The sequence below is a fragment of the Mycobacterium sp. WUMAC-067 genome, assembly GCF_020217485.1.
Lineage (GTDB): Bacteria > Actinomycetota > Actinomycetes > Mycobacteriales > Mycobacteriaceae > Mycobacterium.
Map to the genome: position 1 here is coordinate 53,371 of NZ_JAEKMI010000014.1, position 25,714 is coordinate 79,084.

The 25,714-nt window shown below is 66.2% G+C and carries 30 protein-coding genes and 1 pseudogene; 10 read left to right on the plus strand and 21 right to left on the minus strand.

Translation table 11 applies throughout. The features are described 5' to 3' along the window. Positions 1-7: 7 nt before the first annotated feature. The gene (locus JF781_RS12355) at positions 8-421 is read right to left on the minus strand and encodes a Zn-ribbon domain-containing OB-fold protein (RefSeq protein ID WP_225327444.1); all 414 of its coding nucleotides are present in this window, start codon (positions 419-421) and stop codon (positions 8-10) included. Between the two features lie 143 nt (positions 422-564). Between JF781_RS12355 and JF781_RS12360 the strand changes: the two genes are divergently transcribed. After that, positions 565-858 carry a putative quinol monooxygenase gene (locus JF781_RS12360; protein ID WP_225327362.1) on the plus strand — a complete coding sequence of 98 codons (294 nt, stop codon included), beginning with the start codon at positions 565-567 and terminating at the stop codon, positions 856-858. A gap of 66 nt (positions 859-924) precedes the next feature. On the opposite strand, the pseudogene JF781_RS12365 reads toward JF781_RS12360, so the two are convergent. The 3 genes and pseudogenes from JF781_RS12365 to JF781_RS12375 all read right to left on the minus strand — a co-directional run. Next, positions 925-1,035 (minus strand): annotated as a pseudogene (locus JF781_RS12365) (SRPBCC domain-containing protein); the annotation flags it as partial. A gap of 61 nt (positions 1,036-1,096) precedes the next feature. Then, positions 1,097-2,086 (minus strand): LLM class F420-dependent oxidoreductase, encoded by a 990-nt coding sequence (locus tag JF781_RS12370; RefSeq protein WP_225327363.1) that lies wholly within the window; start codon positions 2,084-2,086, stop codon positions 1,097-1,099. A 27-nt stretch (positions 2,087-2,113) separates the two neighbouring features. Continuing rightward, complete coding sequence (locus JF781_RS12375) at positions 2,114-2,650, minus strand: TetR/AcrR family transcriptional regulator (protein WP_225327364.1); 537 nt, start codon at positions 2,648-2,650, stop codon at positions 2,114-2,116. Between the two features lie 79 nt (positions 2,651-2,729). Between JF781_RS12375 and JF781_RS12380 the strand changes: the two genes are divergently transcribed. Genes JF781_RS12380 through JF781_RS12390 form a run of 3 tightly spaced genes read left to right on the plus strand, consistent with a single transcriptional unit; the run spans position 2,730 to position 5,488 of the window. Next, positions 2,730-3,938 carry an FAD-dependent monooxygenase gene (locus tag JF781_RS12380; RefSeq protein ID WP_225327365.1) on the plus strand — a complete coding sequence of 403 codons (1,209 nt, stop codon included), beginning with the start codon at positions 2,730-2,732 and terminating at the stop codon, positions 3,936-3,938. A 55-nt stretch (positions 3,939-3,993) separates the two neighbouring features. Continuing rightward, positions 3,994-4,854, plus strand: coding sequence for an LLM class F420-dependent oxidoreductase (locus JF781_RS12385; RefSeq protein ID WP_225327366.1), 861 nt, complete (start codon positions 3,994-3,996; stop codon positions 4,852-4,854). A 28-nt stretch (positions 4,855-4,882) separates the two neighbouring features. Continuing rightward, entirely contained in the window at positions 4,883-5,488 is a 606-nt protein-coding gene (locus JF781_RS12390) for a class I SAM-dependent methyltransferase (RefSeq protein ID WP_225327367.1), read from the plus strand. A gap of 71 nt (positions 5,489-5,559) precedes the next feature. On the opposite strand, the gene JF781_RS12395 is transcribed toward JF781_RS12390, so the two are convergent. Further along, the gene (locus JF781_RS12395) at positions 5,560-7,704 is read right to left on the minus strand and encodes a 3-hydroxyacyl-CoA dehydrogenase NAD-binding domain-containing protein (RefSeq protein WP_225327368.1); all 2,145 of its coding nucleotides are present in this window, start codon (positions 7,702-7,704) and stop codon (positions 5,560-5,562) included. Positions 7,705-7,708: 4 nt separating this feature from the next. Further along, positions 7,709-8,920: an acetyl-CoA C-acetyltransferase gene (locus tag JF781_RS12400; RefSeq protein ID WP_225327369.1), complete on the minus strand. Its 1,212-nt coding sequence runs from the start codon at positions 8,918-8,920 to the stop codon at positions 7,709-7,711. A 274-nt stretch (positions 8,921-9,194) separates the two neighbouring features. On the opposite strand from JF781_RS12400, the gene JF781_RS12405 reads away from it, so the two are divergent. Further along, entirely contained in the window at positions 9,195-10,379 is a 1,185-nt protein-coding gene (locus tag JF781_RS12405; RefSeq protein WP_225327370.1) for a pyridoxal phosphate-dependent aminotransferase, read from the plus strand. Here the strand turns inward: JF781_RS12405 and JF781_RS12410 are convergent. From JF781_RS12410 to JF781_RS12425, 4 genes are read right to left on the minus strand one after another with little or no spacing between them, the layout of a single operon-like run. Further along, the gene (locus JF781_RS12410) at positions 10,372-10,827 is read right to left on the minus strand and encodes an SRPBCC family protein (RefSeq protein WP_225327371.1); all 456 of its coding nucleotides are present in this window, start codon (positions 10,825-10,827) and stop codon (positions 10,372-10,374) included. The two genes, JF781_RS12405 and JF781_RS12410, sit on opposite strands and share 8 nt — an antisense overlap. A gap of 58 nt (positions 10,828-10,885) precedes the next feature. Beyond that, on the minus strand, positions 10,886-11,341 hold the full coding sequence (locus JF781_RS12415) for an SRPBCC family protein (RefSeq protein WP_225327372.1): 456 nt from the start codon (positions 11,339-11,341) through the stop codon (positions 10,886-10,888). A gap of 58 nt (positions 11,342-11,399) precedes the next feature. Then, complete coding sequence (locus tag JF781_RS12420) at positions 11,400-12,482, minus strand: CaiB/BaiF CoA-transferase family protein (protein WP_225327373.1); 1,083 nt, start codon at positions 12,480-12,482, stop codon at positions 11,400-11,402. 5 nt (positions 12,483-12,487) lie between these two features. Then, entirely contained in the window at positions 12,488-12,931 is a 444-nt protein-coding gene (locus tag JF781_RS12425; protein WP_225327374.1) for an SRPBCC family protein, read from the minus strand. A 35-nt stretch (positions 12,932-12,966) separates the two neighbouring features. Between JF781_RS12425 and JF781_RS12430 the strand changes: the two genes are divergently transcribed. Continuing rightward, positions 12,967-14,682 (plus strand): alpha-keto acid decarboxylase family protein, encoded by a 1,716-nt coding sequence (locus JF781_RS12430; protein WP_225327375.1) that lies wholly within the window; start codon positions 12,967-12,969, stop codon positions 14,680-14,682. A gap of 21 nt (positions 14,683-14,703) precedes the next feature. Here the strand turns inward: JF781_RS12430 and JF781_RS12435 are convergent, their stop codons facing one another. The 5 genes from JF781_RS12435 to JF781_RS12455 form a co-directional block, all read right to left on the minus strand. Continuing rightward, positions 14,704-14,889, minus strand: a complete 186-nt coding sequence (locus JF781_RS12435) for a bacterioferritin-associated ferredoxin (RefSeq protein ID WP_225327376.1) — start codon at positions 14,887-14,889, stop codon at positions 14,704-14,706. Positions 14,890-14,899: 10 nt separating this feature from the next. After that, a complete protein-coding gene (locus JF781_RS12440; protein WP_225327377.1) occupies positions 14,900-15,526 on the minus strand; it encodes a fatty-acid--CoA ligase in 627 nt (208 codons plus the stop codon). Beyond that, entirely contained in the window at positions 15,523-16,938 is a 1,416-nt protein-coding gene (locus JF781_RS12445; RefSeq protein WP_225327378.1) for a FadD3 family acyl-CoA ligase, read from the minus strand. The genes JF781_RS12440 and JF781_RS12445 overlap by 4 nt, the downstream gene beginning before the upstream one ends. A gap of 23 nt (positions 16,939-16,961) precedes the next feature. Next, entirely contained in the window at positions 16,962-18,152 is a 1,191-nt protein-coding gene (locus tag JF781_RS12450; RefSeq protein ID WP_225327379.1) for an amidohydrolase family protein, read from the minus strand. An 89-nt stretch (positions 18,153-18,241) separates the two neighbouring features. Then, entirely contained in the window at positions 18,242-18,661 is a 420-nt protein-coding gene (locus JF781_RS12455) for a lipoprotein LpqH (RefSeq protein ID WP_225327380.1), read from the minus strand. A 107-nt stretch (positions 18,662-18,768) separates the two neighbouring features. Between JF781_RS12455 and JF781_RS12460 the strand changes: the two genes are divergently transcribed. Together JF781_RS12460 and JF781_RS12465 are read left to right on the plus strand one after the other, a co-directional pair. Continuing rightward, entirely contained in the window at positions 18,769-19,524 is a 756-nt protein-coding gene (locus JF781_RS12460; RefSeq protein WP_225327381.1) for an enoyl-CoA hydratase/isomerase family protein, read from the plus strand. A gap of 71 nt (positions 19,525-19,595) precedes the next feature. After that, positions 19,596-19,961 (plus strand): hypothetical protein, encoded by a 366-nt coding sequence (locus tag JF781_RS12465; RefSeq protein WP_225327445.1) that lies wholly within the window; start codon positions 19,596-19,598, stop codon positions 19,959-19,961. Here JF781_RS12465 and JF781_RS12470 read toward each other — a convergent pair. Then, a complete protein-coding gene (locus tag JF781_RS12470) occupies positions 19,877-20,578 on the minus strand; it encodes a TetR/AcrR family transcriptional regulator (protein ID WP_225327382.1) in 702 nt (233 codons plus the stop codon). The genes JF781_RS12465 and JF781_RS12470 overlap by 85 nt on opposite strands. A gap of 194 nt (positions 20,579-20,772) precedes the next feature. Here JF781_RS12470 and JF781_RS12475 point away from each other — a divergent pair, with 194 nt between their 5' ends. Further along, entirely contained in the window at positions 20,773-22,068 is a 1,296-nt protein-coding gene (locus JF781_RS12475) for a cytochrome P450 (protein WP_225327383.1), read from the plus strand. Here JF781_RS12475 and JF781_RS12480 read toward each other — a convergent pair whose 3' ends face one another. The 4 genes from JF781_RS12480 to JF781_RS12495 are packed head-to-tail and all read right to left on the minus strand — an operon-like array spanning position 22,069 to position 24,537. Continuing rightward, a complete protein-coding gene (locus JF781_RS12480) occupies positions 22,069-22,353 on the minus strand; it encodes a cytochrome C oxidase subunit IV family protein (RefSeq protein ID WP_225327446.1) in 285 nt (94 codons plus the stop codon). It lies immediately after the preceding gene. Beyond that, a complete protein-coding gene (locus tag JF781_RS12485) occupies positions 22,353-22,943 on the minus strand; it encodes a cytochrome c oxidase subunit 3 (RefSeq protein ID WP_225327384.1) in 591 nt (196 codons plus the stop codon). The genes JF781_RS12480 and JF781_RS12485 overlap by 1 nt, the downstream gene beginning before the upstream one ends. Then, positions 22,940-23,755, minus strand: coding sequence for a hypothetical protein (locus JF781_RS12490; protein WP_225327385.1), 816 nt, complete (start codon positions 23,753-23,755; stop codon positions 22,940-22,942). Before JF781_RS12490 ends, JF781_RS12485 begins: the two co-directional genes overlap by 4 nt. Further along, on the minus strand, positions 23,752-24,537 hold the full coding sequence (locus JF781_RS12495) for a hypothetical protein (RefSeq protein WP_225327386.1): 786 nt from the start codon (positions 24,535-24,537) through the stop codon (positions 23,752-23,754). Before JF781_RS12495 ends, JF781_RS12490 begins: the two co-directional genes overlap by 4 nt. Positions 24,538-24,637: 100 nt before the next feature. Between JF781_RS12495 and JF781_RS12500 the strand changes: the two genes are divergently transcribed. Then, entirely contained in the window at positions 24,638-25,240 is a 603-nt protein-coding gene (locus JF781_RS12500) for a TetR/AcrR family transcriptional regulator (protein WP_225327387.1), read from the plus strand. A gap of 5 nt (positions 25,241-25,245) precedes the next feature. On the opposite strand, the gene JF781_RS12505 is transcribed toward JF781_RS12500, so the two are convergent. Further along, positions 25,246-25,635 carry a hypothetical protein gene (locus tag JF781_RS12505; protein ID WP_014379207.1) on the minus strand — a complete coding sequence of 130 codons (390 nt, stop codon included), beginning with the start codon at positions 25,633-25,635 and terminating at the stop codon, positions 25,246-25,248. Positions 25,636-25,714: the final 79 nt, after the last annotated feature.

Genomic DNA, 25,714 nt, shown 5'->3' on the forward strand with positions numbered 1-25,714 from the left:
CCCGCCGCTAGACCGGCTGGAACGCGAAGGTCATGATTTCGGCGCCCTCGTCGTCGGTGGCCAGGGGCACCATGGTGAGTTCGACTTCCTGGCCGAACTGCAGCTTGGCCGGGTCGTTCTCGGTCAACCGCCCTTCGACGCGGATGACGTCACCGAGCTGGACCAAACCCACTCCGAACGGGACGAAGTCCTTTCCGGCCGGGCCGATGTAGGGGGCTCCCGGGGGGAAGCCCTGCGTCGTCCACGCCACCAGCGTCCCGCGGCGCGGTAACAACACGTCGGACATCTCGCCGCCGCTGCAACGCGGGCACCACTGCTGCACGGGGAAGGTGGTGGCCTCGCAGCTGCCGCATCGGCTGCCGATCAGCTGCGGGCTCTCATCGGGCCAGGTAGAGATCTCGGGGGCTAGCGCCTTCTGCATCGGGGGATCCTCCAGGATCGTCGACATTCCGCCAACAGAACTCACTGAACCGTATAACAGCTTTCCGAAAAGTGGAAACCACATTCTCGTCGCCGCACAACGGCTGAACATCGGCGGCAGCGCGGGGGAGATATGTTGGCGCCATGACGGTCACCGTGATACTCGAGCTCAGGTTCAAGCCCGACGAGGTCGCCGCGGGGCGCGAGCTGATGGGCCGGGCGCTGCAAGACACCCGGGCATTCGACGGCAACGTTCGCACCGACGTGCTCGTCGACGAGGACGACGAAGCGCACTGGCTCATCTACGAGATCTGGGAGACGGTCGAGCACGACGAGGCGTACCGCGCGTTTCGCGCCGGCGAAGGAAAGCTGACCCAGCTGCCTCCGTTGCTGGCCGCGCCTCCGGTCAAGACGAGATACGTCACAACCGACGTCTGACCTCGCGGCGCCGCACTGATGCTGACAGGGCTGCGCTACCGCTAGCGTTCGGGCATCGGCGCGAATTCAGGAGGCAACCAGGTCGTCGATCTGGCTGATTGCCGATGAGGTGCCCTCGACCACGCCCATGTCCAACACCTGCTGAAGCGCCTCGGCGGAGGCGAAAGTGCTGACGTAGATCGCGCGAGTGGCAACCCCGCGCCCGGGCGAGCTCACCCGGCCCAGGCCGGCGCCGCGACTAGCTCAGCGCGGGAATGATCTCTCGTTCGAACAGCTCGATGCCCGAGCGGTCGTAGGCAGCCTCGGGGAAATAGCAGATCGCGTACTCGCAACCGAGGTCGCGGAGCTTCGTCAGGCGCTCGATGACCTGTTCCGGTGTGCCCGTTGCCGAATCCGGCCCGCTGGTGCCGGCGATCATCGCATCCGCGGCGGCCTCGCCGACGTAACCGACCATGCGGTCGCGGACCCGTTGCAGCCGGTCTTTGACGTCGGCCTCCGATGTGCCGACGACGGCGTTGACATTGGCCGAACGCACGATGGCGTCGAAGTCGGTGCCCATGTCGCGGCAGTGCTCGGCCAGCACCTGCGACTTGTGGGCGAACGTCTCCGGCTCGGGCGTGAAGTTGGTGTACTGCGCGTACCGTGCGGCGATACGCAAGGTCACCTTCTCGCCACCGCCGGCGATCCAAAGCGGAATTCCGTTGTCTTGCAAGGGCTTAGGCGAGACGACCGCGCCGTCCACCTGGTAGTGCTTGCCGTCGAAGCTGACCTTGCCGTCACGCCAGGCGTCGCGCATGATCTGGACGCCCTCGTCCAACCGGCCCAACCGCACGCCCGCCGACGGGAATCCGTAACCGTAAGCGCGCCATTCGTGTTCGTACCAGCCGCCACCGATGCCCATCTGAATCCGGCCACCGGAGATGATGTCGGCCGTCGCCGCCACCTTGGCGAGGTACACCGGGTTGCGGTAGCTCATCGCCGTGCACATCTGGCCGAGCTTGATCCGAGACGTGGTGGCCGCGTACGCGGCCATCAGCGACCACGCTTCGTGGGTGGCTTCCCCGGTGGGCACCGGCACGGTGTGGAAATGGTCGTAGACCCACAGCGAGTCCCAACTCCCCCGATCCGCGTAATCGGCCAGGTCGCGCATCACCGCCCAGTGTTTCTCGGGTTCGATGCCGACCAGATCCATTCGCCAGCCTTGCGGAATGAAGAGACCGAAGCGCATACCAACGGACCTTAGCCCGGCCAGATCTCAGCCACGCAGCGCGTCAAGTGCGGCCGCCACGGACTTCTCCCGCAACTCCCCGTGGGGCGCGTCGGGAAACTGCACGCAGCAGTCCTGCAACCCGCCGAACGCGACGACCGCGCGGGTGGACTGCGCGAGCGTCGGCGTCTCGCCGAACACCAGCCGCGCCAACCGCTCGCGCCACGCGAGCACGGTGTCGATGAGGTCCAAATCGATAAGCGTCGACAACTCGGTCAGCAACAGCACCAGATCCCGGCGGTGCCGGTAGTGAAAATCGAAATAGCCTTCCAACAACTCGCGCGCATCGACGGCGCCGCGGACCTCGTGGTCGGCGACGAATCGCTCGCCCTCGTCGATCAGCGGCACCAGGATGCTGCGCACCAGGTCCTCGCGTGACGGAAAGTGGTAGTACAGCGCGGGTTTGGTGATGCCCAACTGGTTGGCGATGTCCTGCAGGCTGGTGCGCTGCACGCCCCGCTGCAGAAACAGCTCGCGAGCGGCCTCCTGAATCCGCTCGCGCGTGTCCGACCGGGGCCTGCTCACCCCCAGAGCTTACCTGACTTACCGATCGGTAAGTGGGATGTTATGCTTACCGAACGTTAAGTAAGTCGGGAGGTGGATCGTGCGGATACTCATTTCCGGCGCCAGCGTCGCCGGCCCGGTCCTGGCGTACTGGCTGTCCCGTTACGGCTTCGACGTCACCGTCGTCGAGCGCGCCCCGGCACTGCGCAAAACCGGCGGCCACGCCGTCGACTTGTTCCGTCCCGCGATGGAGATCTCGGCGAAGATGGGCGTCCTGCCGCGCATCGAGTCGTTGGCCACCGGAACGAACCGGATGGCGTTGTACCGGGAAGGCCGGCCGCGGGCCACCGAGATCGACCTCACCAAGATCTACGCCGCCAGCTCCGACCGGCACGTGGAAATCATGCGCGACGACCTCAGCGAGATTTACTACGACGCCGCCCGCGACGAGGTCGAGTACCTGTTCGGCGATTCGATCACCGCGATCGAGCACGACGGCACCGTGACATTCGAGCGCTCCCCGGCGCGCGGCTTCGACGTCATCGTCGGCGCCGACGGCCTGCATTCCAATGTTCGGCGCCTCACCTTCGGCGAGGAGGCCGGCCTGACGCGCTTCCTCGGCGGATACCTGTCGGTGTTGTCGGCGCCCAAGACGCTGGTCGAGCCCGGCGAGATGGTCGGCCACCTCGGCGTCGGCCGCTTCGCCGGGATCTACACCGCGGACCACCTGGACGACGCGCGGGTGGTGTTCCTGTTTCGCAATAAGGAGGGTTTGGACTACGACCACCGTGATGTGTTGCGGCAGAAGGGTTTACTGCGCGACGCGTTCGCCGGGATGCATGACCAGGTGGACGGCTGGCTGGCCGAAATCGAGCGCACGCCCACCTTCTACTTCGACTCCATCACCCAGCTGCGCACGGACAGGTGGTCGCGCCGCCGCGTCACCCTGGTCGGCGACGCCGGATACTGCCCCGGGCCGGCGGTGGGCGGCAGCACCAGCCTCGCCGTCCTCGGCGCCTACGTGCTGGCCGGAGAGCTCGCCCGGGCCGACGGCGACCACCTGCGCGCCTTCGCCGCCTACGAACTGCAGATGCGCGAACCGGTGCATCGGAGCCGGTCCTTCGCCCGCGGCGCCGCCAAGGGGATCATTCCCGGTTCCCGCGCTGGAGTCTGGGCGTTAACCCGTGGAGCCCAACTGATCTCGGCGATGCCCGGGTCGCTGTCCCAGTCGCTGGCCAAGCTGAACACCAAGGGCGTCCGCATGCACGATTCGATGCCGGTCCCCGACTACACCGGATGCGACGTCTGACAGCATGTCCGGTAGGACGCGGACCGAAGCGCATGCCAAGAAGGGAAGGTCTCAGATGGAACTGACCGGTGTTGGGATCTGGAGCAGTCAGCTGCGCTACGGCGACCCGGCCGAATCCGCCGACGCGGCAGCCGAACTCGATGAACTCGGCTTCCCTGCGCTGTGGATACCCGACGTCGGCGGCCCGGTGTTCGACGCGGTGGGTCATCTGCTCGCCGCGACCAAACGGACCGTGATCGCGACCGGCATCCTGAATTTGTGGATGCATGCGCCCGGCGACGTCGCCGAATCCTATGCGACGCTGACCGCCGAGCACGGGGACCGCTTCCTGCTGGGAATCGGCGTCAGCCACGCACCGCTGATCGATGCCGGCCAGCCCGGGCGCTACCGCAAACCGCTGGCGGCGACGGCGTCCTTCCTGGACGGGCTGGATGCCGCGCCGCGGCCGGTTCCCATCGAGCGCCGGGTTCTTGCCGCGCTCGGACCGAAGATGCTGAAGCTGTCCGCGAGCCGCGCCGCGGGCGCCCACCCTTACCTCGTCACTCCCGACCACACCGCTTCTGCGCGTTCGGCTTTGGGCCAGGGTCCGCTGCTGTTGCCGGAGCAGACGGTGATCCTGACCGACAGCCCCGACGAGGCACGCCAGATCGGAATTGAGTGGCTGCGGTCCTATTTGGCGTTGCCCAACTACGCCAACAACCTGCTGCGCAGCGGCTTCTCCGAAGATGATGTGGCGCAGGTGAGTGACCGGCTCTTCAACGCGATCATCGCCTGGGGTGACGAAGACGCCATCATGCGCAGGGTCGCCGAGCATCGTTCCGCCGGCGCCGATCACGTCTGCGTGCAGGTGCTGCGGGCCGATCCGAGGGCCTTCCCGCGGGAGGAATGGCGCCGGATCGCCGCCGCCACCCGATAAAAGGTGACCGGCACGCTTAGGGTGAGCTATGGCTTCCAAGCAGACGCTGTTTCGGATCTTCTACCGCATCGGTTTCACCCCGTGGGACGGTCATCCGCTCGCCCAAAGCGTCCGGGACCTGGTCGAGGGAACCCGCGACGCCGTCGCGCTTCCCGCCAGGTCCGCCCTTGAACTCGGATGCGGTACCGGGGACTGTTCGATCTACCTCGCCCAACACGGCTGGAAAGTCACCGCGGTCGACTTCGTGGCCAAACCCCTCGAACGGGCGCGGGCCAAGGCCGGCGCGGCCGGCGCGGCGGTGGACTTCGTCCAGGCCGACGTCACGCAGCTGAGCCAGGCCGGAATCGGTGCGAACTTCGAGTTGATCGTCGACAACGGGTGCCTGCACAACATGAGCGACGCGGACCGCGACGCCTATGTGCGGGAGATCAGCGCCGTGGCGGCCCCGGGTGCCCGGCTGTTGATTGTCGCGTTCGTGCCCGGCGGCCGGGTCGGGGTGCGCGGCGTCGATCACGCCGAGATGGAACAGCGGTTCACGCAAAGCTGGACGCTGTTGTCCGCGGGCGCCGAACGCGAGTTGGACCGCGCGGAGAAAACCCCGGCTCGCTACTACCTGTTCCAGCGGCGCCCCTGACCGGCGAGCAGACGCAGAATCGCACGCGGAATCCCCGCGCAGTGCGATTCCGCGTCTGCTCGCGGTAGGGCTTACGTCAGCGACGCGGGCGGCAGGAAGCGGTCGCCGTACTTGGCGGCCAGTTCCTTGGCGCGCGCCACGAAGGCGTCCTTGCCCGTGCCGCCGGCACCGGAGTAGCCGACGATGAACTGCGCGCTGCCCCCGGTGTACGGCGGGAAGCCGATACCCATGATGGAACCGATGTTGGCGTCGGCGGTCGACGTCAGCACGCCCTCGTCCAGGCACTTCTGCGTCTCGAGCGCCTCGGCGAACAGCATGCGATCGATCATGTCCTGCAACGGAATGTCCGCGCTGCCCGACTTGAACGTCTCCTGCAGGCCCGGCCACAGGCGGGTCCGCTTGCCGTCCACGTACTCGTAGAAGCCGGCGCCCTTCAAACGGCTGGGCCGTCCGATCTCGATCATCTTCTCGACCACCGCCTCGGCCGAATGCGGCTCGTAGGTGCCGCCGGCGTCCTCGACGCCCTTGCGGGTGGCGGCGGCGATCTTGTGCATCAGCTCCAGGTTGAGCTCGTCGGACAGCTGCAGCGGCGGCGCCGGGTAGCCGGCCTGCGAACCGGCGTGCTCGATGCTGGCCGGGGCCACGCCCTCGCCGAGCATCGCCAGCGCCTCGTTGACGAACGTGCCGATCACGCGGCTGGTGAAGAAGCCGCGGCTGTCGTTGACGACGATCGGGGTCTTGCCGATGGCCAGTGTGTAGTCGAACACCCGGGCCAGGGCCTCGTCGGATGTCTTCTCGCCCTTGATGATTTCCACCAGAGGCATCTTGTCGACCGGCGAGAAGAAGTGGATCCCGATGAAGTCCTCCTGCCGCTTGACTCCGGTCGCCAGACCGGTGATCGGCAGCGTGGAGGTGTTCGACCCGAGCAGCGCGTTGGGTTCGACGATGTCCTCGATCTCCTGGAATACCTTGTGCTTGAGTTCCTGGTTCTCGAAGACGGCCTCGATCACGAAGTCGACGCCCTTGAGGTCGGCGGGGTCGGCGGCCGGCGTGATGCGCTCGAGCAGCGCCTTGCTCTTCTCCTCGGTGGTCTTGCCGCGCTGAAGCGCCTTGGCCTCAAGCTTTTCCGAGTAACCTTTGCCCTTCTGCGCGGCTTCGAGGCTGACATCCTTGAGCACGACGTCGAAGCCGGCCTTGGCCGAGACGTACGCGATGCCGGCGCCCATCATGCCCGCACCCAGCACGCCGATCTTGTTGATCTTGACCGGCTCGATGCCGTCGGGGCGGGAACCGCCGCCGTTGATGTGCTGTAGGTCGAAGAAGAACGCCTGGATCATGTTCTTGGCGACCTGGCCGGTGACCAGCTGGGTGAAGTAACGGCTTTCGATGCGGCTGGCCGTGTCGAAGTCCACCTGCGCGCCCTCGACGGCCGCGTCCAGGATGGCCCGCGGCGCCGGCATCGGGGCGCCCTTCAGCTGCTTCTTGAGCAGCGCCGGGAACGACGGCAGGATGCCGGCCAGCGCGGGGCTGGCCGGGGTGCCGCCGGGCATCTTGTAACCCTTTTTGTCCCAAGGCTGTTCGTGCGAGTCGGGGTTGGCCTTGATCCATGCCTTGGCGGCGGGCACCAATTCCTCCACGGAGCCGACGAGCTCGTCGACCAGGCCGATCTCCTTGGCCTTGTCCGGCTTGAAACGGGTGCCTTGGGACAGGATGTTCATGAAGGCGTTCTGGATGCCGAACATCCGCACGGTGCGGGTCACCCCGCCGCCGCCCGGCAGCAGGCCCAGCGTCACCTCGGGCAGACCGACGACCAATCCCTTGACGTCGGCGGCGATCCGGTGGTGACAGGCCAGCGCGATCTCCAGGCCACCGCCCAGCGCGGCGCCGTTGATGGCGGCCACCACCGGCTTGCCCAGGGTCTCCAGCGCGCGCAGGTCGCGCTTGACCGACTCGACGGTGTCGAACGCCTCGCCGGCGTTCTCGGGGCCGAGGTTGATCATGCCCTTCAGGTCACCCCCGGCGAAGAACGTCTTCTTCGCGCTGGCGATCACCACACCGGTGATCGAATCCTTCTCCGCGACAAGGCGTTCGACGGCGTTGTGCATGGACTCGCTGTAGTGCTCGTTCATCACGTTGGCCGACCCGGTGGGGTCGTCCATCGTCAGGGTGACGATGCCGTCAGCGTCCTTATCCCACTGAATTGTGTTCTCTGCCATGGCCTTAAACCCTCTCGATGATGGTGGCGACACCCATGCCGCCGCCGATGCACAGTGTGACCAGGGCGCGACGCGCGTTGCGGCGCTCGAGCTCGTCGACCATGGTGCCGGTGATCATGGCGCCCGTGGCGCCCAGCGGGTGGCCCATCGCGATGGCGCCGCCGTTGACGTTGAGCTTCTCGTCGGGAATGTTGAGGTCCTTCTGGAACTTCAGCACCACCGACGCGAACGCCTCGTTGAGCTCGAAAAGGTCGATGTCGTCGACGGTCAGCCCGGCCCGGTCGAGGACCTTCTGCGTGGCGGGCGTCGGGCCGGTCAGCATGATGACCGGGTCCGCGCCGCTGGTCGCGGTCGCGACGATGCGCGCCCGCGGGGTCAGCCCCTGCGACTTGCCGGCGGCCTCCGAACCGACCAGCACCAACGCGGCGCCGTCGACGATGCCGGAGCTGTTGCCGCCCGTGTGGACGTGGTTGATCTTTTCGACCCAGTGGTACTTCTGCAGCGCGACGTCGTCGAAGCCGCCCATCTCGCCGACGCCGTCGAACGCCGTCTTGAGCTTGGCCAGGCCCTCCATGGTGGTCTCGGGCCGCATGTGCTCGTCGTGGTCGAGCACGACCAGGCCGTTCTGGTCGCGCACCGGCACGATCGACTTGGCGAAGTAGCCGCCCGACCACGCCTCGGCGGCCTTCTGCTGGCTGCGCAACGCGTAGGCGTCGACGTCCTCGCGGGAGAAGCCCTCGATGGTGGCGATCAGGTCGGCGCCGATACCCTGCGGCACGAAGCCGATCCGGTAGTTGGTCTCGGGGTCGGTCGCCCACGCGCCGCCGTCGGAGCCCATCGGCACGCGGCTCATCGACTCGACGCCGCCGGCCAGCACCAGGTCGTCCCAGCCGGAACGCACCTTCTGCGCGGCGGTGTTGACGGCTTCCAGGCCGGAGGCGCAGAACCGGTTGAGCTGGACGCCCCCGGTGGTCTCCGGCAGGCCCGCGGCCAGCACCGCGGTGCGGGCGATGTCGCCGCCCTGGTCGCCGACCGGGGACACGACGCCCAGGATCATGTCGCTGATCAGGTTCTCGTCCAGGTCGGGGTAACGCCGGCGCAGCTCGTCGACCAGGCCCACGACCAGGTTGAGCGGCTTCACCTCGTTGAGCGAGCCGTTTTTCTGCTTGCCCCGCGGCGTGCGGATGGCCTCATAAATGAAAGCTTCTTCGGACATGACGACTTCCTTGTTCGCGAATAGGGTTCGAATCCCGTCTTCAAGACTAGGTCCCGCACCACCCTAACAGCAGGGCCCGGCCAACCTGTTGGTTGAGCCGGTCGGCGCAGGTCAGGGCCTCGAGCGTGACGCGACAGTCACGTTCGGCGGCGAGCGTGACGCTGCAGTCACGCCCGGGGCGGCGCGCATCGCCGCCGGGCCTAAGCTCGATTGCCCGCCTCCTCCTCGCGCCGCACCGCGGCGCGCATCGTCGCCGGGCCTAAGCTCGTCCACCATGACGGTCTCGCGACTGCGTCCGTACGCGACCACGGTGTTCGCCGAGATGTCGGCCCTGGCCGCGCGGATCGGGGCGGTGAACCTCGGCCAGGGATTTCCCGACGAGGACGGGCCGCCGGCCATGCTGAAGGCCGCCCAGGAGGCCATCGCCCACGGCGTCAACCAGTACCCGCCGGGGATCGGCATCGCGCCGCTGCGGCACGCGATCGCCGCCCAGCGTCGCCGCCAATACGGCATCGAGTACGACCCCGACACCGAGGTGCTGGTGACGGTCGGGGCGACCGAGGCCATCGCCTCGGCGGTGATCGGCCTGATCGAGCCCGGCTCGGAGGTCCTGCTCATCGAGCCGTTCTACGACTCCTACTCGCCGGTGGTGGCGATGGCCTCCGCGCGGCGGGTCGCCGTGCCGCTGGTCCCCCACGGCCGCGGTTTCGCCCTGGACGCCGACGCACTGCGCCGCGCGGTGACGCCGAGGACCCGCGCGCTGATCGTCAACTCACCGCACAACCCGACCGGCACGGTGCTCGGCGCGACCGAGCTGGCCGCCATCGCCGAGATCGCCGTCGCGGCCGACCTGTTGGTGATCACCGATGAGGTGTACGAACATCTGGTGTTTGACGGCCGCCAGCACGTGCCGCTGGCCGGTTTCGACGGCATGGCCGAGCGGACGATCACCATCTCCAGCGCCGCCAAGATGTTCAACTGCACCGGCTGGAAGATCGGATGGGCTTGCGGCCCAGCGCAACTCATCGCCGGAATGCGCGCGGCCAAACAGTATCTGAGCTATGTCGGCGGCGCGCCGTTCCAGCCGGCCGTGGCTTTGGCGTTGGAGCGGGAGGGCGCGTGGGTGGACGACCTGCGCGCCACGTTGCAGGCCAGGCGCGATCGGCTGGCCGCCGGGCTGACCGACATCGGGTTCGAGGTGCACGACAGCGCCGGCACGTACTTCTTGTGCGCCGATCCGCGCCCGCTGGGCTACGACGACAGCTCCGCGTTCTGCGCGGCGCTACCCGAAAAGGTCGGGGTCGCGGCGATCCCGATGTCGGCCTTCTGCGATCCGGACACCGTGCACGGGCCGGCCGACGTGTGGAATCACTTGGTGCGCTTCACCTTCTGCAAACGCGACGACACGCTCGATGAGGCGATCAAGCGATTGTCCGCGCTCAAGGACGGCGCTACCTAGCCGGGCCGAAGCCCTCGCGGCCCATCACCCGCTTGCGCAAGCCCTCCAGCGCGGCATGAAGGATTTTCTTGCGGGCCCGCGCGACCCAGAACTCCGGCAGCGGGGCCCACGGTTCGACGGTGATGGTGAACCGCACCCTGGTCTTGTCGTCGCCCACCCGGCTCAGGTTGTACTCCCCGTGCTGCCCGTGTTGCTGGGCGGTCTTGTGGGCGTCCCACACCATCCAGTCGGGCCCCCAGTGGTATTCGAGCAGTTCCGTGTCGTGGATGCCGGTCACCGCGATCGTGACCTTCACATGGTGCGGCCGCCCGTCCGGGTGCTTGTCGACGACCTCGACCCGCTTGTGCACCGACGACCACGACGGCACCGCGTCCATATCGGCGAGCGCCTCCATGATGACCTCCGGAGGCGCATCGATCACGATTTCCGACGATGCTTGTACAGCCACTACTAATAAGTTAACAACAGCGCCGCAACCGGTGAGGCCCTAAAACCACAGACACCCTCTATTCCGGCTCGGCTGAACGATTGGCGCGCATCACCATGTCGCGCAATCCCTTTTCCGCCCCGTCGAGGGCGCTTTCGCTTGCCCGCCGGACGATGAACGCGGGCATGGGCCGGCCCGGTTCGACGGTGATGTCGAAACGCACCCGGGTCTGGCCGACGCCTTCGGGTTTGACGTTGTACTCGACGTGTTGGCCGTGCTGCTGTGAGGTTCCCTTGGCGTCGTAGCAGACCCAGTCGGGGCCCCAGTGATATTCCAGGATCTCCTTGTCGACGAGGCCCAGAATCTTGATGGTGGTCTTGACGTGGTGGGGCCGGCCGTCGGGATACCGGTCGATCACTTCGATGTGTTTGTGCAGCGGTGACCACGACGAGAGGACGCCGACATCTGTCAGCGCCTCCATGACCACTTCTGGCGGCGCGTTGACGACAAATTCGCGTGATGCTTTTACGGCCACTGAGATCAAATTTAGCAACGCCGGCCCAGGCGTGGATAGGTTCGATGTAATCGACGGTCTACCAGTTGATTTCGTCAAGCGGTGTGGTCGCCGCCGGCGGTCGCTCAATGGGTCCGGACGGTGTTCGCGAAAAGCGTGGGGCGGGTGCGGCCTGGTCGACACCGTGGGCGGTGATGACGGTGGACCGCGTCCGCAAGTGGTCGTCGGCAGCGGCTTCGGTCCACGTCAGCACCGGGGTGACGCACGCATCGGTGCCGGCGAACGTCCGCGCCCATTCGTCACGGGTCCGGCTCGCGAACCGTTTCGCGAAGACGTCGCGCATCTGTGGGTAGGAGTCCCGGTCGCGCTGGCCGGGCACGTCCTCGGGTGACAGGCCGAGCCCATCGAGCAACGCCGCGAAGAACTGTGGCTCGATGGCCCCGACGGCCACGTAGCCACCGTCGGCGGTCTCGTAGCAACCGTAGAACGGGGCGCCGCCGTCGAGCAGGAAGGATTCGCGTCGGTCCCGCAGTGCGCCAGTGGACTTCATGGTCCACATCATCTGGGCCAGCAGGCTGACCCCGTCGACCATCGCCGCGTCGATGACCTGACCCTTGCCCGAACGTTCCCGTTCGTAGAGCGCGGCCGCGATGCCGAGCAGCACCAGCATCGAGCCGCCGCCGAAGTCGGCGACCAGGTTCAGCGGCGGGATCGGCGGCCGGTCGGCGTAGCCGAGCGCCGAGAGCGCGCCGGTCTGCGACAGGTAGTTGATGTCGTGACCCGCCGTGTGCGCCAGCGGCCCGTCCTGCCCCCAGCCGGTGATCCGCGCGAAGATCAGCCGCGGGTTGACCGCGGCGCAATCCTGCGGACCGATGCCGAGTCGTTCGCACGTGCCGGGCCGAAAGCAGTCCAGCAGCACGTCGGCCTTGGCGGCGAGGTCCAGCAGTGTCTGAGGCTGCGACTTGACGTCGAGGTCGACGACCCGCTTGCCGCGGTGCAACAAGTCCCGGCTCTCGGCCGGCATTTCGAGACCGCCCGAGGGCCGCCGCACCCGCACCACGTCTGCGCCCAGATCCGCGAGCATCATTCCCGCGTGCGGCCCCGGTCCGATGCCGCCGAGTTCGATGACTCGCACCCCGGCCAGCGGGCCACCGCCGCTCACGGTGACTACTTGCCCTTCTTGACCTTGAGCACTCGCTCACGCAGGGCCTTGGTCGCGGAGTCAATCGTCCCCTTCACGGCGCGCTTCAGCACGAAGCCGGGCAGCGGCACATTCGGGTCCGCGAGCAGCTCGAACTTCACCAGGGTCTTGTCGCCCTGCGGTATCAGGGTGTACTTGCCGTCCTGCGCCTTCTGCTGCGAGGAGCTGACCAGCGTCCAGCTCACCGCGTCGTCCGCCCAGGTGTAGGCCACCACCTGTTCGTCGGTGATCCCGGCGACCTTGACCTTCATCTTCACTTTGCGAGGGCGCCCGTCGTCGCCGGTCTCGAGGACCTCCGCGCTCTGGTGCGGTTCCGACCATTCGGGCATCGATTCGAAATCGGCGATGACGTCCAGAATCTCCTCGGGACTGGCTTCGATCACGATGTCGCGGGATTCTTTGAGTGCCATGGCCCGCACGATACTGGCACGGCGTCGCGCCCGGAATGGATTCGGCCGAGCGTACCGTCGTGCCTGTGACTGATGCTGCGACCGAACCCGCATACACCGTCGGTGACTACCTGTTGGACCGCCTCGCCGAACTCGGCGTCTCGGAGATCTTCGGCGTTCCCGGTGATTACAACCTGGAGTTCCTCGACCACATCATCGCCCACCCCCGCCTGCGGTGGGTCGGCAACGCCAACGAGCTCAACGCCGGCTATGCCGCCGACGGATATGGACGGCTGCGCGGAATGTCGGCCTTGGTAACGACATTCGGCGTCGGTGAGTTGTCTGCGGCCAATGCGATCGCGGGCAGCTACGCCGAGCAGGTCCCCGTCGTCCACATCGTCGGCGGCCCGTCCAAGGACGCCCAGGGCACCCGCCGGGCGCTGCACCATTCGCTCGGCGACGGCGACTTCGAACACTTCTTCCGGGTCAGCCGCGAAATCACCTGCGCTCAAGCCAATCTCATGCCCGCAACGGCCCGCCGAGAGATCGACCGGGTCTTGTCCGAGGTGCGCGAGCAGAAGCGCCCCGGATACATCCTGCTGTCCACCGACGTGGCACGTTTCCCCACCGAGCCGCCCGAGACTCCGCTGCCCCGCTACAGCGGCGGCACCAGCCCCCGCGCGCTGGCGATGTTCGTCGAGGCCGCGACCGAACTCATCGGCGGCCACCGGCTCACCGTCCTCGCCGACCTGCTGGTCCACCGCCTGCAGGCGATCAAAGAACTCGAGGCGTTGCTGGCGGCGGACGTCGTCCCGCATGCCACGCTGATGTGGGGGAAGAGCCTGCTCGACGAGAGCTCACCAAATTTCCTGGGGATCTACGCGGGCTTGGCCAGCGCCCCGGCGGTGCGCACCGCGATCGAAGAGGCTCCCGTGTTGGTCACCGCCGGCGTGGTGTTCACCGACATGGTGAGCGGCTTCTTCAGCCAGCGGATCGACCCGGCCCGGACCATCGACGTCGGCCAGTACCAAAGCAGCGTGGCCGGAGAAGTCTTCGCGCCGTTGGAAATGGGCGCCGCGCTGGAAGCGTTGGCCACCATCCTGGCCCGGCGCGGGACCTCGTCGCCCCCGGTGGCCTCGCCGCCGGCCGAGCCGCTCCCGCCGCCCCCGCCGCGCGATCAACCCCTGACCCAAAAAATGGTGTGGGATCGGCTGTGCCAGGCCCTCACACCGGGCAACGTGGTGCTCGCCGATCAGGGCACCTCCTTTTACGGCATGGCCGACCACCGGTTGCCGCAAGGGGTCACCTTCATCGGTCAACCGCTATGGGGCTCAATCGGTTACACGTTGCCGGCCGCCCTCGGGGCCGCCGTGGCGCATCCGGACCGCCGCACGGTGTTGCTCATCGGGGACGGCGCCGCGCAACTGACCGTCCAGGAGCTCGGCACGTTCTCACGCGAGGGGCTCTCCCCCGTCATCGTGGTGGTCAACAACGACGGCTACACCGTCGAGCGCGCCATCCACGGCGAGACGGCGCCGTACAACGACATCGTCAGTTGGAAGTGGACGGACGTTCCGCACGCGCTGGGCGTCACCGATCACCTGGCGTTTCGGGTCCAGACCTACGGGGAGCTCGACGAGGCGTTGACCGCCGCCGCCGAACACAAAGACCGCATGGTTTTCGTCGAGGTGGTGCTGCCGCGGCTCGAGATTCCTCGCCTGCTCGTCGAACTCGTCCAGCCGACGTCACCGGACGGCAGTCCGCGCCGCTGATATACAGCCGCGCCGGCCGCCTCAGATCGAGTTGGGCGTCCGGTCCGGCGCCGACGATCGCAGGATGGCCTGCACCGTCCGCCGGCAGCGACCGCAATCGGTGCCCGCTCCGCACGCCTGGGCGACTTCGTTGGTGGTCGACGCCCCGCACTCGACGGCCTCGGTCACGGTCTGGCTGGTGACCCCGTTACACAGGCACACGAACACCGGCGGACCCTCAGTCCGCCTCGATGCGCATCATGTCGGAGAACCGCCCGACGAACAGCGGCGGGTAGGCGCCGATGCCCGCTCCCGACATCCACTGCGCCGCGGCGTCAGGGTGGTCGATCCACTCCCGCGCGCTTTCCTCGTCGGGGAACTCCTGCAGGATCAGCACCTCGTGATCATCGTCGAAAGCCTGAAATACCCAGGTCTTTCGGATGCCTGCCGTGGTGAATCTGTCCATGGCCGTGCTGACTTCGGAGGTCAGCAGGGCTACATCGTTGACGGACGCGATGGCGGCCACCACGACCCCGGGGGCCGCCGGGGTGTGCGGTGGCTGGGCGATGAACCGGTCGATGATCTCGCCGGCGAATACCGCGGGGATGTCGTCCACGCCGGCTTCGTCGAACCAATCAAAGAACACCCGGGACCGCAGCAGCTCGACGATCGGCTCGCGGCTGTGGACTCCGATCATCACCAGGACCCGGCCGTAGTCGTGCGTCGAGGTGTAGACCAGCACGTGGTGCGCGCCGATATCGGCCAGGGCCGCCTTGTTGCGTTCCAGCAACGGCCATACTCGCGACGGATCCGGGACACGGTAGTCCGACGCGATCACCATCGAATGAATATCGCCGTCATTCATCGAAGTTGGTCCTTCATCACTTTCCCCGTCGCGTTGAGTGGGAGTGAATCAAGGAACTGTACCGCGCGCGGCACCTTGAACCCGGCCATGCGGTCACGGCACCAGCCGATCAATTCGTCGGGCCCGACCTCGCCCTTGCGGACCACGAACGCCTTGCCCACCTGGCCCATCCGTTCGTCGGGGATACCGATGACGGCCGCCTGCGCGACGGCGGGGTGATTGAGCAGGAAGCCCTCGATCTCGGCGGGATAGGCGTTGAACCCCCCGACGATGAACATGTCCTTCTTGCGGCCGACGATGCGCAGGCGACCGGCGTCGTCGAAATTTCCCAGATCTCCGGTGTGCAGCCAGCCCTCAGCATCGATCGCCTGGGCCGTCGCGTCGGGGTCGTCGAGGTAGCCCTGCATGACCCCGTAGCCGCGAACCACCACCTCGCCGTCGTCGGCGATGCGCACCTCGACTCCGTCGCAGGGCAGCCCCGCGGTGGTGGCGACGTCCTCGAAGGAATCCCCGGGCCGCGACAGCGTCACGTTGCCGGCCTCGGTGAGGCCGTAGCCGGTCATCAACGTCTCGAACGGCAGTTCGCCGTGGATGCGACGGACCAGTTCGACCGGGATGTCGGCGGCGCCGGTCACCGCGGCCCGCAGCGTCGACAGCTTGGACTTGTCACCGACACTGAGCAACGAGTGGTACAGCGTCGGCGGGCCGGGAAGCATCGTGATGCGTTCGCGTTCAATGAGATCCACCACGGTGTCGATGTCGAAGACCGCGACCGGCAGCATCGTCGCGCCGCGCAGGAAGGACGTCACCAACCCCGCCTTCAGGCCGAACGTGTGAAAGTACGGGTTGATCTGCAGGTAGCGATCACCCTCACGCAGATCCGCGAGCGAAGCCCACTCCTCGTACATTCGCAGCGTTTGGCCGTGATTGAGCATCGCCCCCTTGGGGCGGCCGGTCGTGCCCGAGGTGAAGATGATGTCGGAGATGTCCGTGCCGCGCACCGGCCGCTCGAACGGCGAACCGCTGGACAAAAAGTCGGACTTCAGATCGATGACCGGTGGAAGCCCGGAGGGCTTCGAAGACAGGGTGTAATCCTGGTCCAGAAAGCCCTTTTGGACCAGGACGGCCTTCACCTTGCTGCGGACGATGATGTCGCCGGCTTCCTCGGTCTTGAACCGCGTGTTGACCGGGACGAGCACGCCGCCGGCCGTCAGCAACCCGAACGCCGCGATGATCCACTCGGCCGAGTTGGGCGCCCAAATCGCGACTCGGTCACCCTTTTCGATGCCGAGTTCCGCGAAAGAGCCCGCGGCACAGCGTATCCGCTCGACAACTTCGGTGAAGGTGAGGCGCAGCGGACCGTCGACGACTGCTTCCGCGTCGCCGAAGCGGTCCGCCGCGCTCAAGACCATCTCGGGGATGGTCCGCCAGGACGTCACACCGTGACGAGTCGACCGAGGTTGCCGCCCATGATCTTTGCCTGGTCATCGACGGACAGGTGCGACAGCGCCTCGATGTAGTAGGTCGGCTCCGCCAACCCCTCGGGGTGCGGCCAGTCCGATCCGTAGAGCACCTGATCCACACCGACCAGGTTGACCAGGTCGTCGATGCCGTCCTCGAAGAACGGGCTGACGTGAATCCGGCTCTTGACCATCTCGACCGGGTCGCTCGGGAACGCCTCCGGGGCCTTGCGGAAGACCTCTGCCAGGCCGTCCAGCAACGGGGTCATCCACTTCGAACCGGCCTCGACGATCGCGACCTTGAGCTTGGGATGCCGGTAGAGCGCGCCGTGAATCACCCACGAGCCCACCGAGTCCTGGATCGGCCGCCACTCGTTGAGGATGCCCATCGCGTTGGTCTGGAACGGCAGCATCTCCTGGTCGGCGCCGTCCCACTCTGAGGTGTACCGGGAGTAGCCGCTGTCGCTCGAGTGCATGCCGACCAGCACGTCGTGCTCGACGACCCGCTCCCAGAACGGGTCGAACTCGGGCACCGCGAACGACCGCGGGCCGCGGAAGCCGGGGACCGGCGCCGGGCGGACCAGGATGGCGCGGGCACCACGCTTGACCGCCCACTCCAGCTCCTCGATCGCCTTCTCGACGATCGGCAAGGTGATGACCGGCGTGGTGAAGATGCGGTTCTGGTAGTTGAAGCCCCAGACCTCGTCCAGCCACTCGTTCAGCGCGTGGACCAGGACGTGGATGGCGAGCGGGTCGTCACGCAGGCGCTCCTCCAGGAGGCTGGCCAACGTCGGGAACATCAGGGTCTTGTCCAGGCCCAGCTCGTTCATCGTCTCCAGGCGCGGGCCGGGCTCGAAGAACGCCGGGATCGCGCGCATCGGCTCACCGAACAGCTCGCGCTTGCTCTTGCCGTCCGGGTTGCCGTACTTGAAGTACTCCTCCCAGGCGCCCGGCCGGGCGACGACCTCGAAGGTCGGATTGGGAATGTAGTTGCTGATCTGGCCGCGGATGGCGATCTTGGTGCGACCGTTGATCTGCACGTACTGGACGTAGTCCTTGTACTCCTTGGGCAGGAACTTGGTCAGCGCCTCCGGCGGCTCGTAGAGGTGGTTATCCGCGTCAAAGATCGGGAACGGAACGTCCACCTTGTGGGACAACTGGCCCATGGAATCCTCCTTCTTGATTTGTGAGAATACTATTCTCTACAGGCGCCCAACCGCAACGTGGGCCTCGCCGAGCCCGCTTCGGCGCGGTGTCAGCACGTCACGACGATTTTGAACGTGGCGGTGGCCGGTTCACTGGGTTTGTCGGTCTTGTAGCCGTTGGCGGTGCCGGTGACGGTGAATTTGTCGCCCGTCATGCTCATGTCGGCGTTGCCGTCGCCACCCTGGGAGTACATCCCGCTGAACCCGCCCACGTTCCGGATGCGCACAGACTGGGCCGTCGCCGGTTGCGCGCTCTCGTCGACGACGACCTTGGCGCCGGTGAATTCGCTGCCGATGTCGATCATCCGAGTCCACTGCACCTGACCGCACTTCACGATGTGGAAGTTTCGATCGGTCCCGTTCACGGTGACTGATGCCGTGCTGGCGATCTGGGTCGGTGGATGCGACGTGCATGCCCCCAGCAAGGCGACGGCAAGGGCCGCAGCGGCGGCCACTGTTCGGTTCCGCACCAAGCCACCTCCATCCCGCAGGCGAAAATTCTTTTGCCTGCAGCGATGATGTTATTCTCGCGAAAAGAGAATGCCAATATCGGGTTGCTGTCGAGGAGCGATGACGCATGGTGGACCTGGAGATCGACGACGGGCTGGCGGTGGTCACCATCGACCGCCCGCACGCCCGCAACGCGATCGGCCTGGACACCATGGACCAGCTGGAGAAGGCGATCGACGCGGCGGCGGGCGCCCAGGCGCTGGTGATCAAGGGCGCCGGAGAGCACGCTTTCGTCTCCGGTGGTGACCTCAAGGAACTGAGCGCGCTGCGGACCGAAGCCGATGCCGCAGCGATGGCCCGGCGCATGCGGTCGATCTGCGATCAGCTGGCGGACTTCCCCGCTCCCGTCGTCGCCGCGCTCAACGGTCATGCGTTCGGCGGGGGCGCCGAAGTCGCCGTCGCCGCCGACATCCGCGTGGCCGCCGACGACATCAAGATCGCCTTCAACCAGGTGCAGCTCGAGATCATGCCGGCCTGGGGCGGTGCCGAGCGGTTGGCCGCGCTGGTCGGAAAGAGCAAGGCGCTGCTGCTGGCCGGCTCGGGAATCACGCTGAGCGCGGCGGACGCGGAGCAAATCGGCCTGGTGGACCGCGTGTTACCGCGCGCCGTCTTCGACTCACCCGACGAAGGGTGGCGTGCTGTGGCACGGTCGCTCGCCCGCCTCCCGGCGACTGAGATAAAGCGCGTAATCCGCGGAGTTTCCCCTGAGGAGGCGATAGCATCCTTTGCACGGCTATGGGTTGCCGACCCGCACTGGCAGGCCGCGGAACGGGTCATGACCCGCAACAGCAAACCTCGCCCGGCGGCCGGAGGAGCGTCATGACCATCAATCTGAGGACGGCGATGGGCGTCGGGTCCGTCGTGTCGTCGGCTTCCCTGTTGGTGGCGGCCGGCGTGCTGGCGGGAAGTGGCCAGGCGCATGCCGACGAGGCCGTCATGCATCACGTCAAGTACACGGTGTCCGCGCAGAATCCGATCTACACCAGCATTTATTACCTGGATCATGAGCCGGCCATTTTCGCCGACTACAGCCACAACCCCTACGCGTTCACGCCGCACGTCGACATCGACCTCGCACCGGGCAAGCCGTGGAGTTACGAGCTGGACCTGTCAAAACCCGACGTGTATGCGATGGTCGTGGCGAGCACGGGTACCGAGCCCGGGGCGCCAAACCTTCACTGCGACTTGGCGGTAGACGGAGCTGTCGTCGTATCCAAGGACGGCCCCAAAGGCGTGCTCTGCTCGCTGCGGAATTGGTGAACCATCCAGGTCTGCGGGATACCTTCGATGGGTCGCGGCTCGCCCTCCAAGCGACGCAGATAACTTTCGACCAGCTCCACGGTTTCGGCGTGGCCACCGTCAATGCCCACCGCCTGCTCGAGCACCAGGAACCATGACAGGCTGCTCATCAAGACCGTCCAGACCACGGGTGGTATGTCTTCTCGGACTTGCCCATAGCGCTCCAGCGCGGCCGTCACCGCCTGGCGCTGGTCCTCGCGGAGGCGCGCAGCGTAGTAGGCAATTTCGGTACGCATCTCCTTTCGGTGGTTTGCCAGCGCCATGAATTCCATGGAAATCCGGGTGAATGCGGGATCGGTGCCGAACCGCCACAGCGCCCACAGCGGCTGCGGCGATTGCAGTAGTCGCGCATGCACTTCGAGCGCTTCCTCGGCGCGGCGGCGGAAGACTTCGAGGAACAACTCCTCCATGGTGCGGAAGTAGTAGTGCACGAGCTGAGGCTTCAGCCCCGCCTTGTTCGCGAGGCGACGCGAGGTGACCGCGGCATAGCCCTCTTCGAGCATCAGCTGCTCGGCGGCATCGAGCAGCAACGCGCGATTTTTCGCGTCCGGCGCCCCGATCCTGCGGGCAGATGTCATGTCCCTGCTCCGTACTGTGTGCCATCCCGTGCCGACCACTCGGATCGTATCGTGGCGCGGCGCCCTCGATCTTGACCCTGACATTACCGCCATGCTAAGCAGGTGCTCAGCACATTTCCGATTTCGAAATCACCGCGGCGGTACCGCTTGCCGCCGATACCACCGGTAAACCCAGCCCAGGGAGACGCAATCCGATGAGCACCTTCGAGTCGATCGACTTCTTCACCGATCCGTCTCTGGTCCCAGATCCGCACCCTTACTTCGACTATCTGCGCAGCCAGAACCCGGTACTGCGGCTGCCGCACTACGGCGTCGTCGCAATCACCGGCTACGAAGAAGCCACCGAGGTCTACAAGGACCCGGACACCTTCTCGAACATCGTCGCGCTCGGCGGGCCGTTCCCTCCGCTGCCGTTCACCCCCGAAGGCGAGGACATCAGCGCACAGATCGACGAGCACCGCAGTTCGTTCCCGATGTTCGAGCACATGGTCACCATGGATCCGCCGGACCACACCAAGGCCCGGTCGGTCCTGGCCAAGCTGCTGACCCCGAGCCGGCTCAAGCAGAACGAGGAGTTCATGTGGCGACTCGCCGATCGCCAGCTCGACGAGTTCCTGCACAACGGTGAGTGCGAGTTCATCGCCGAATACTCAAAGCCGTTCGCCACCTTGGTGATCGCCGACCTGCTCGGCGTCCCGGAGGAAGACCACACGCAGTTCCGCACCGTGCTGGGTGCCGATCGTCCCGGCGCGCGGGTGGGCGCCCTGGATCACGAGACGGTCGGCATCAACCCGCTGGAATGGCTCGACGACAAGTTCTGTCACTACATCGAGGAGCGGCGACGTGAGCCACGCGGCGACGTGCTGACCTTCTTGGCGGAGGCGAAGTACCCGGACGGGTCGACGCCCGAGGTGATCGACGTGGTTCGCTCGGCGACGTTCCTCTTCGCCGCCGGGCAGGAAACCACCGCCAAGTTGCTCAGCGCCGCCCTGCAGGTGCTCGGCGACCGGCCCGACATCCAGCGGCAGGTGCGCGAGGACCGCAGCCTGATCCCCGCTTTCATCGAGGAATCGCTGCGGATGGAGAGCCCGGTGAAAAGCGATTCCCGCCTTGCCCGTAAGGCCACGAGCATCGGCGGCGTCGACATCCCCGCCGGCACCGTGGTGATGATTTTGCCCGGCGCCGCCAATCGCGACCCGCGCCGGTTCGACAACCCGCACGAGTTCGACATCAACCGGAAGAATGTGCGCGAGCACATGGCGTTCGCCCGCGGCGTGCACTCGTGCCCGGGCGGTCCGCTCGCCCGCGTCGAGGGCCGTGTCTCGATCGAGCGCCTCCTGGATCGGATGTCGCACATCGAGATTGACGCGGCCCATCACGGACCGAGCGCCGAGCGCCGTTACAGCTACGAGCCGACGTATATCTTGCGGGGTTTGAGCGAGCTGCACCTGACGTTCACGACCGCCGATGCGGTCGCACCCGTGGCTTAGTCAGACCTGCATGCCGACGAAGTAGCAGCCGAGCAAGACGGCGCCGATCAGCGCCACCCACGCATCGGTGAGTCGGCACAGTAGGACCGGAGCGCTTCGCACCTCCATGAACTCGCGAAAAATGATGCGCACCTTGATGAGTGCGATCACGATGACGCTCGACGTCACCACCGCGCTGGACTTCAGCAGTGCGCCGGCGGAATGATCTATCCAGAGGTAGGCCAGCGTGAGCGCCGAGAGGACGAGCCAGACGATCATCAACCGCTTGTTGAACTTGATTCCGATCACCTCACCACGTACAGCAGCGCAAAGATGAGCACCCATAGGAAATCAACGGTGTGCCAATAGGTCGCGCAGGTTTCGACAAGTTGCTGGGCGTCGTTGGCGCCCCGCGCTTTTCGCGCCGCTCTGCGGATTTGGTAGACGATGACGCCGAGCGCGACGAAGCCGATCAGCAGGTGCACGAAGTGGATACCGGTGAGGAAGAAATAGTAGGTGAAGAAGTCGTCGCTGTCGAACCCGTGTCCGATGCCGACCAGACGTGCCCATTCGAACACCTTGAAGAAGAGGAAGACCGCGGCGAATGCGGCGGTGATGTAGACGTCTTTGAGCGCCGCCCGGTAGGCGCCGGCGCGCGCCGACTGAACGCAGCGCGCCACCGACCAGGAGCTCAGCAGCAAGACGAGGGTGTTGAAGACCCCGATCCGCAAATCCAGCTGCGCCTGGGAGTGCAAGAACAGCTCGGGATTGTGGGCACGGTAGAACAGGTAGAACCCGAAATACGCGGTGAAGACCAGCGTTTCGAACAACACGAACGCCCACATGTCCGGCTGCCCCGGTACGGCGCGTCGGTTCCGATCGGCGAGGTCCGTCATCGGGTGGCCACCTCTTTGCGGGCGCGGTCGGGCAGCGGCCCGGTGCCGAAGTCTTCGCGCCGGATCATCTGGAACAGCATGACGATGAACGTGACCTGGTAGATGCCGAACACCACCATGTCCAGCCACCAGGCGATCTGGCCGTTCCAGGCCAAGACGCCCCGCCGAAAGATCCAGCACGGCGCCACGACCACCTCGGTCAGCGCGTTGCACAGGTTGAGATAGCCGAACCATTTGGGGAACACGCGATTCTTGTCGAGCAGGATGGCGACCATCCAGATCAGCGACCCGATGAGGAACACCCCCATGGTCCCGTCGAAAGACAGGAAGGCGAAGTCGTAGAGCCATCCGAGAGCTTCGGGGTCTCGCTCGGGTCGCAGCGTCCCGACGATCAGCGCGATGTTGAGCAGCAGCATGCCGGGTACGGCGCTGAGCGAGTAGATGATCAGATAGCTGTACCCGAACGCGGGGCTGACGGACATGCGCCGCATCGAATACGCGATCAGGGCGTTGTTGATCGCGATCATGCCGCTGATGGCGAAGATGACGCCGAAGCCAAACGGTATGCCGAGGTGGCGTTCGGAGAACCAGTGGGCCTGCGTCGCAAGGTCCCAGGTGGGCTGCGGCGGGGGCTGGACTTGCGCCACGATGAAGAACATCGGGAAGAAGATGTTGTAGAACACGACGAGCGTCCACCACGCCAACCAGAGTTCGCGCTTGGGGTTGTGCCGTAGATGCCAGGCGAGTCGCTGGCGCAGCGGTCCGGCAGGCGGCGTGACCGGGAAGGCGGGCGGTGTGATCACCGCGCTCATGCGTCGACCAGTTCCTCTGCGCGCCCGGCGTTTTCGGCGCGCTCCCGGTAGACGGCTTGCCCCAGCACCACGCCCATCACGACGATCCAGGCCGCGATCGCAACGTTTTTGACCCAGAAGGACAAGAACCCGTCCCAGGCCAGTGGGCCGGTCAACGACACGCCGACGAAGGCGGCGGGAACCAGCGCGGCCGCCACCGCCAGGTTGAAGTAAGCCACCCAGCGGCGGAATACCGGACGCGGCTGATCGTCGAAATAGATTGCCAGGGCGAGGATTACGCTTTGCCCGATCAGGAACGGGACCAGGATGGTGAAGGTGATCCAGCCCAGATCATTGAGCAGCTGGGTCAGCGCCGGGCTGCGTTCCGGTCGAAAGGCGGCCAGCAACCAGCAGACGTTGGCGACGAGAAACAGTGTCGGACCGCCGGCCACGCAACCCAACATCGCATACGAGAAGATCGGCGTCCGATGCGCCATGCGGCGGATCTGCAGGACGATCAGCGCCAGAATCGGGACGAGGCAGACCCCGAACCAGTTGAACAGGATCATGCTGTAGCGAATCTGCGGGACGTGGGCCGGATCGCGGTAGAACGCGGCGACCGCATCCGCCGGCATGGAGGGTGACATCGGCGGATTGAAGCCCGGAAACAGGAAGAACGAGGCGATCCATAGGATCAGCGCCACCGGCAGCGTCCAGAGCAGGATCAGCTCGCCGTCGGTCCGCCGGGGCGCGGTGCGCGCCTGTTGGGCGCCGCTTGCATCGTTTGCGCCGACGTCGGACATCGGTACTCCTTCCCCGCACGAATCGCCGCCAAAGCTCGGCTAGTGAGCGAAGCTAGCCGATCGGCTAGCCTCGGTCAATAGCGTGGTCTAGTCTCGGTGCGTGGGAACAGCACGGCAGGCCGCCATCGGTGAGCGATTCTGGCTCGTCGCGCACAGCCCGGCCCGGACGCGGGTACTCGATGCCGCTTTGGATCTGTTCGCCACCCACGGGGTCAGCGGTACGTCGCTGCAGATGATCGCCGACGCCGTCGGGATCACGAAAGCCGCTGTCTACCACCAGTTCCGGACCAAAGAGCAGATTGTCATCGCCGTGACCGAGCGCGAACTCGGCCGCCTCGCGCCGGCGCTCGAGGCCGCCGAGGCCTATGACGACGGGCCTGCGGCACGAGATGCCTTGCTGGTGGGCGTGGTTGAGATGGCCGTTCGCGACCGCCGATTGGTGCGCACGCTGCAATTCGACCCCGTCGTCGTCCGATTGCTGGCCGAGCACAAGCCATTTCAACTCTTCATGGACCGCCTGTATCGGGTGCTACTGAGCGATGCGGGTCTCGACGGGCGCATCGAGGCCGCGATGTTCTCCGGCGCGCTCAGCACCGCGGTCATGCATCCGTTGGTCGCCGACATCGACGACGACACACTGCTCGACCGGGTTACCGATTTAAGCCGCCGGCTGCTCGGTCTACCGCGGGAGACCCGCGGCTGACGCGGCTACGTGTCGGCGCGGACCCAGCTCGATATGCCGTCGTGAGCAATACAAATCAGGAACAGACCATCGGGCGCCTGCGCGACGTAGTTCAGATAGTTCGTGCAGTCGGCGTTTTCTTCCTTGACCCCGGCCATCGGAGGCGAGCGGAACCAGCGAGGCTGATATCTCCGCGGCGAGCCGCAGAACATCAGCCGTCCGGGCTCGGAGGCGAAGGAAACGTATCCGTCGGCGACGCCGAAGGCGTAGTAGGTCGTGTTGTCACACGGCGCACCGAGAACCTGATGGGGCATGATGCCCGGGGTGCAGGCGGGGTAGTCGCAGACAGTCGGCCCGGCCGAGGCTGGCGGCGCCGCCACCACACCGGCGCCGAGCAACGCGGCAACCAGAGGCACGATTGATCGCACCCGATTACTCTGCCACACCTGAAAAGAAAATTCTCCTGGTTGGAGAAGATCACGTGGACCGAAAGGC

Coding starts and splice junctions, on each gene's coding strand:
- JF781_RS12355 (WP_225327444.1), bottom strand. CDS start 421: ATGCAGAAGGCGCTAGCCCCCGAGATCTCTACCTGGCCCGATGAGAGC.
- JF781_RS12360 (WP_225327362.1), top strand. CDS start 565: ATGACGGTCACCGTGATACTCGAGCTCAGGTTCAAGCCCGACGAGGTC.
- JF781_RS12370 (WP_225327363.1), bottom strand. CDS start 2,086: ATGCGCTTCGGTCTCTTCATTCCGCAAGGCTGGCGAATGGATCTGGTC.
- JF781_RS12385 (WP_225327366.1), top strand. CDS start 3,994: ATGGAACTGACCGGTGTTGGGATCTGGAGCAGTCAGCTGCGCTACGGC.
- JF781_RS12390 (WP_225327367.1), top strand. CDS start 4,883: ATGGCTTCCAAGCAGACGCTGTTTCGGATCTTCTACCGCATCGGTTTC.
- JF781_RS12395 (WP_225327368.1), bottom strand. CDS start 7,704: ATGGCAGAGAACACAATTCAGTGGGATAAGGACGCTGACGGCATCGTC.
- JF781_RS12400 (WP_225327369.1), bottom strand. CDS start 8,920: ATGTCCGAAGAAGCTTTCATTTATGAGGCCATCCGCACGCCGCGGGGC.
- JF781_RS12405 (WP_225327370.1), top strand. CDS start 9,195: ATGACGGTCTCGCGACTGCGTCCGTACGCGACCACGGTGTTCGCCGAG.
- JF781_RS12425 (WP_225327374.1), bottom strand. CDS start 12,931: ATGGCACTCAAAGAATCCCGCGACATCGTGATCGAAGCCAGTCCCGAG.
- JF781_RS12430 (WP_225327375.1), top strand. CDS start 12,967: ATGGATTCGGCCGAGCGTACCGTCGTGCCTGTGACTGATGCTGCGACC.
- JF781_RS12440 (WP_225327377.1), bottom strand. CDS start 15,526: ATGAATGACGGCGATATTCATTCGATGGTGATCGCGTCGGACTACCGT.
- JF781_RS12445 (WP_225327378.1), bottom strand. CDS start 16,938: ATGGTCTTGAGCGCGGCGGACCGCTTCGGCGACGCGGAAGCAGTCGTC.
- JF781_RS12450 (WP_225327379.1), bottom strand. CDS start 18,152: ATGGGCCAGTTGTCCCACAAGGTGGACGTTCCGTTCCCGATCTTTGAC.
- JF781_RS12460 (WP_225327381.1), top strand. CDS start 18,769: ATGGTGGACCTGGAGATCGACGACGGGCTGGCGGTGGTCACCATCGAC.
- JF781_RS12470 (WP_225327382.1), bottom strand. CDS start 20,578: ATGACATCTGCCCGCAGGATCGGGGCGCCGGACGCGAAAAATCGCGCG.
- JF781_RS12475 (WP_225327383.1), top strand. CDS start 20,773: ATGAGCACCTTCGAGTCGATCGACTTCTTCACCGATCCGTCTCTGGTC.
- JF781_RS12485 (WP_225327384.1), bottom strand. CDS start 22,943: ATGACGGACCTCGCCGATCGGAACCGACGCGCCGTACCGGGGCAGCCG.
- JF781_RS12490 (WP_225327385.1), bottom strand. CDS start 23,755: ATGAGCGCGGTGATCACACCGCCCGCCTTCCCGGTCACGCCGCCTGCC.
- JF781_RS12495 (WP_225327386.1), bottom strand. CDS start 24,537: ATGTCCGACGTCGGCGCAAACGATGCAAGCGGCGCCCAACAGGCGCGC.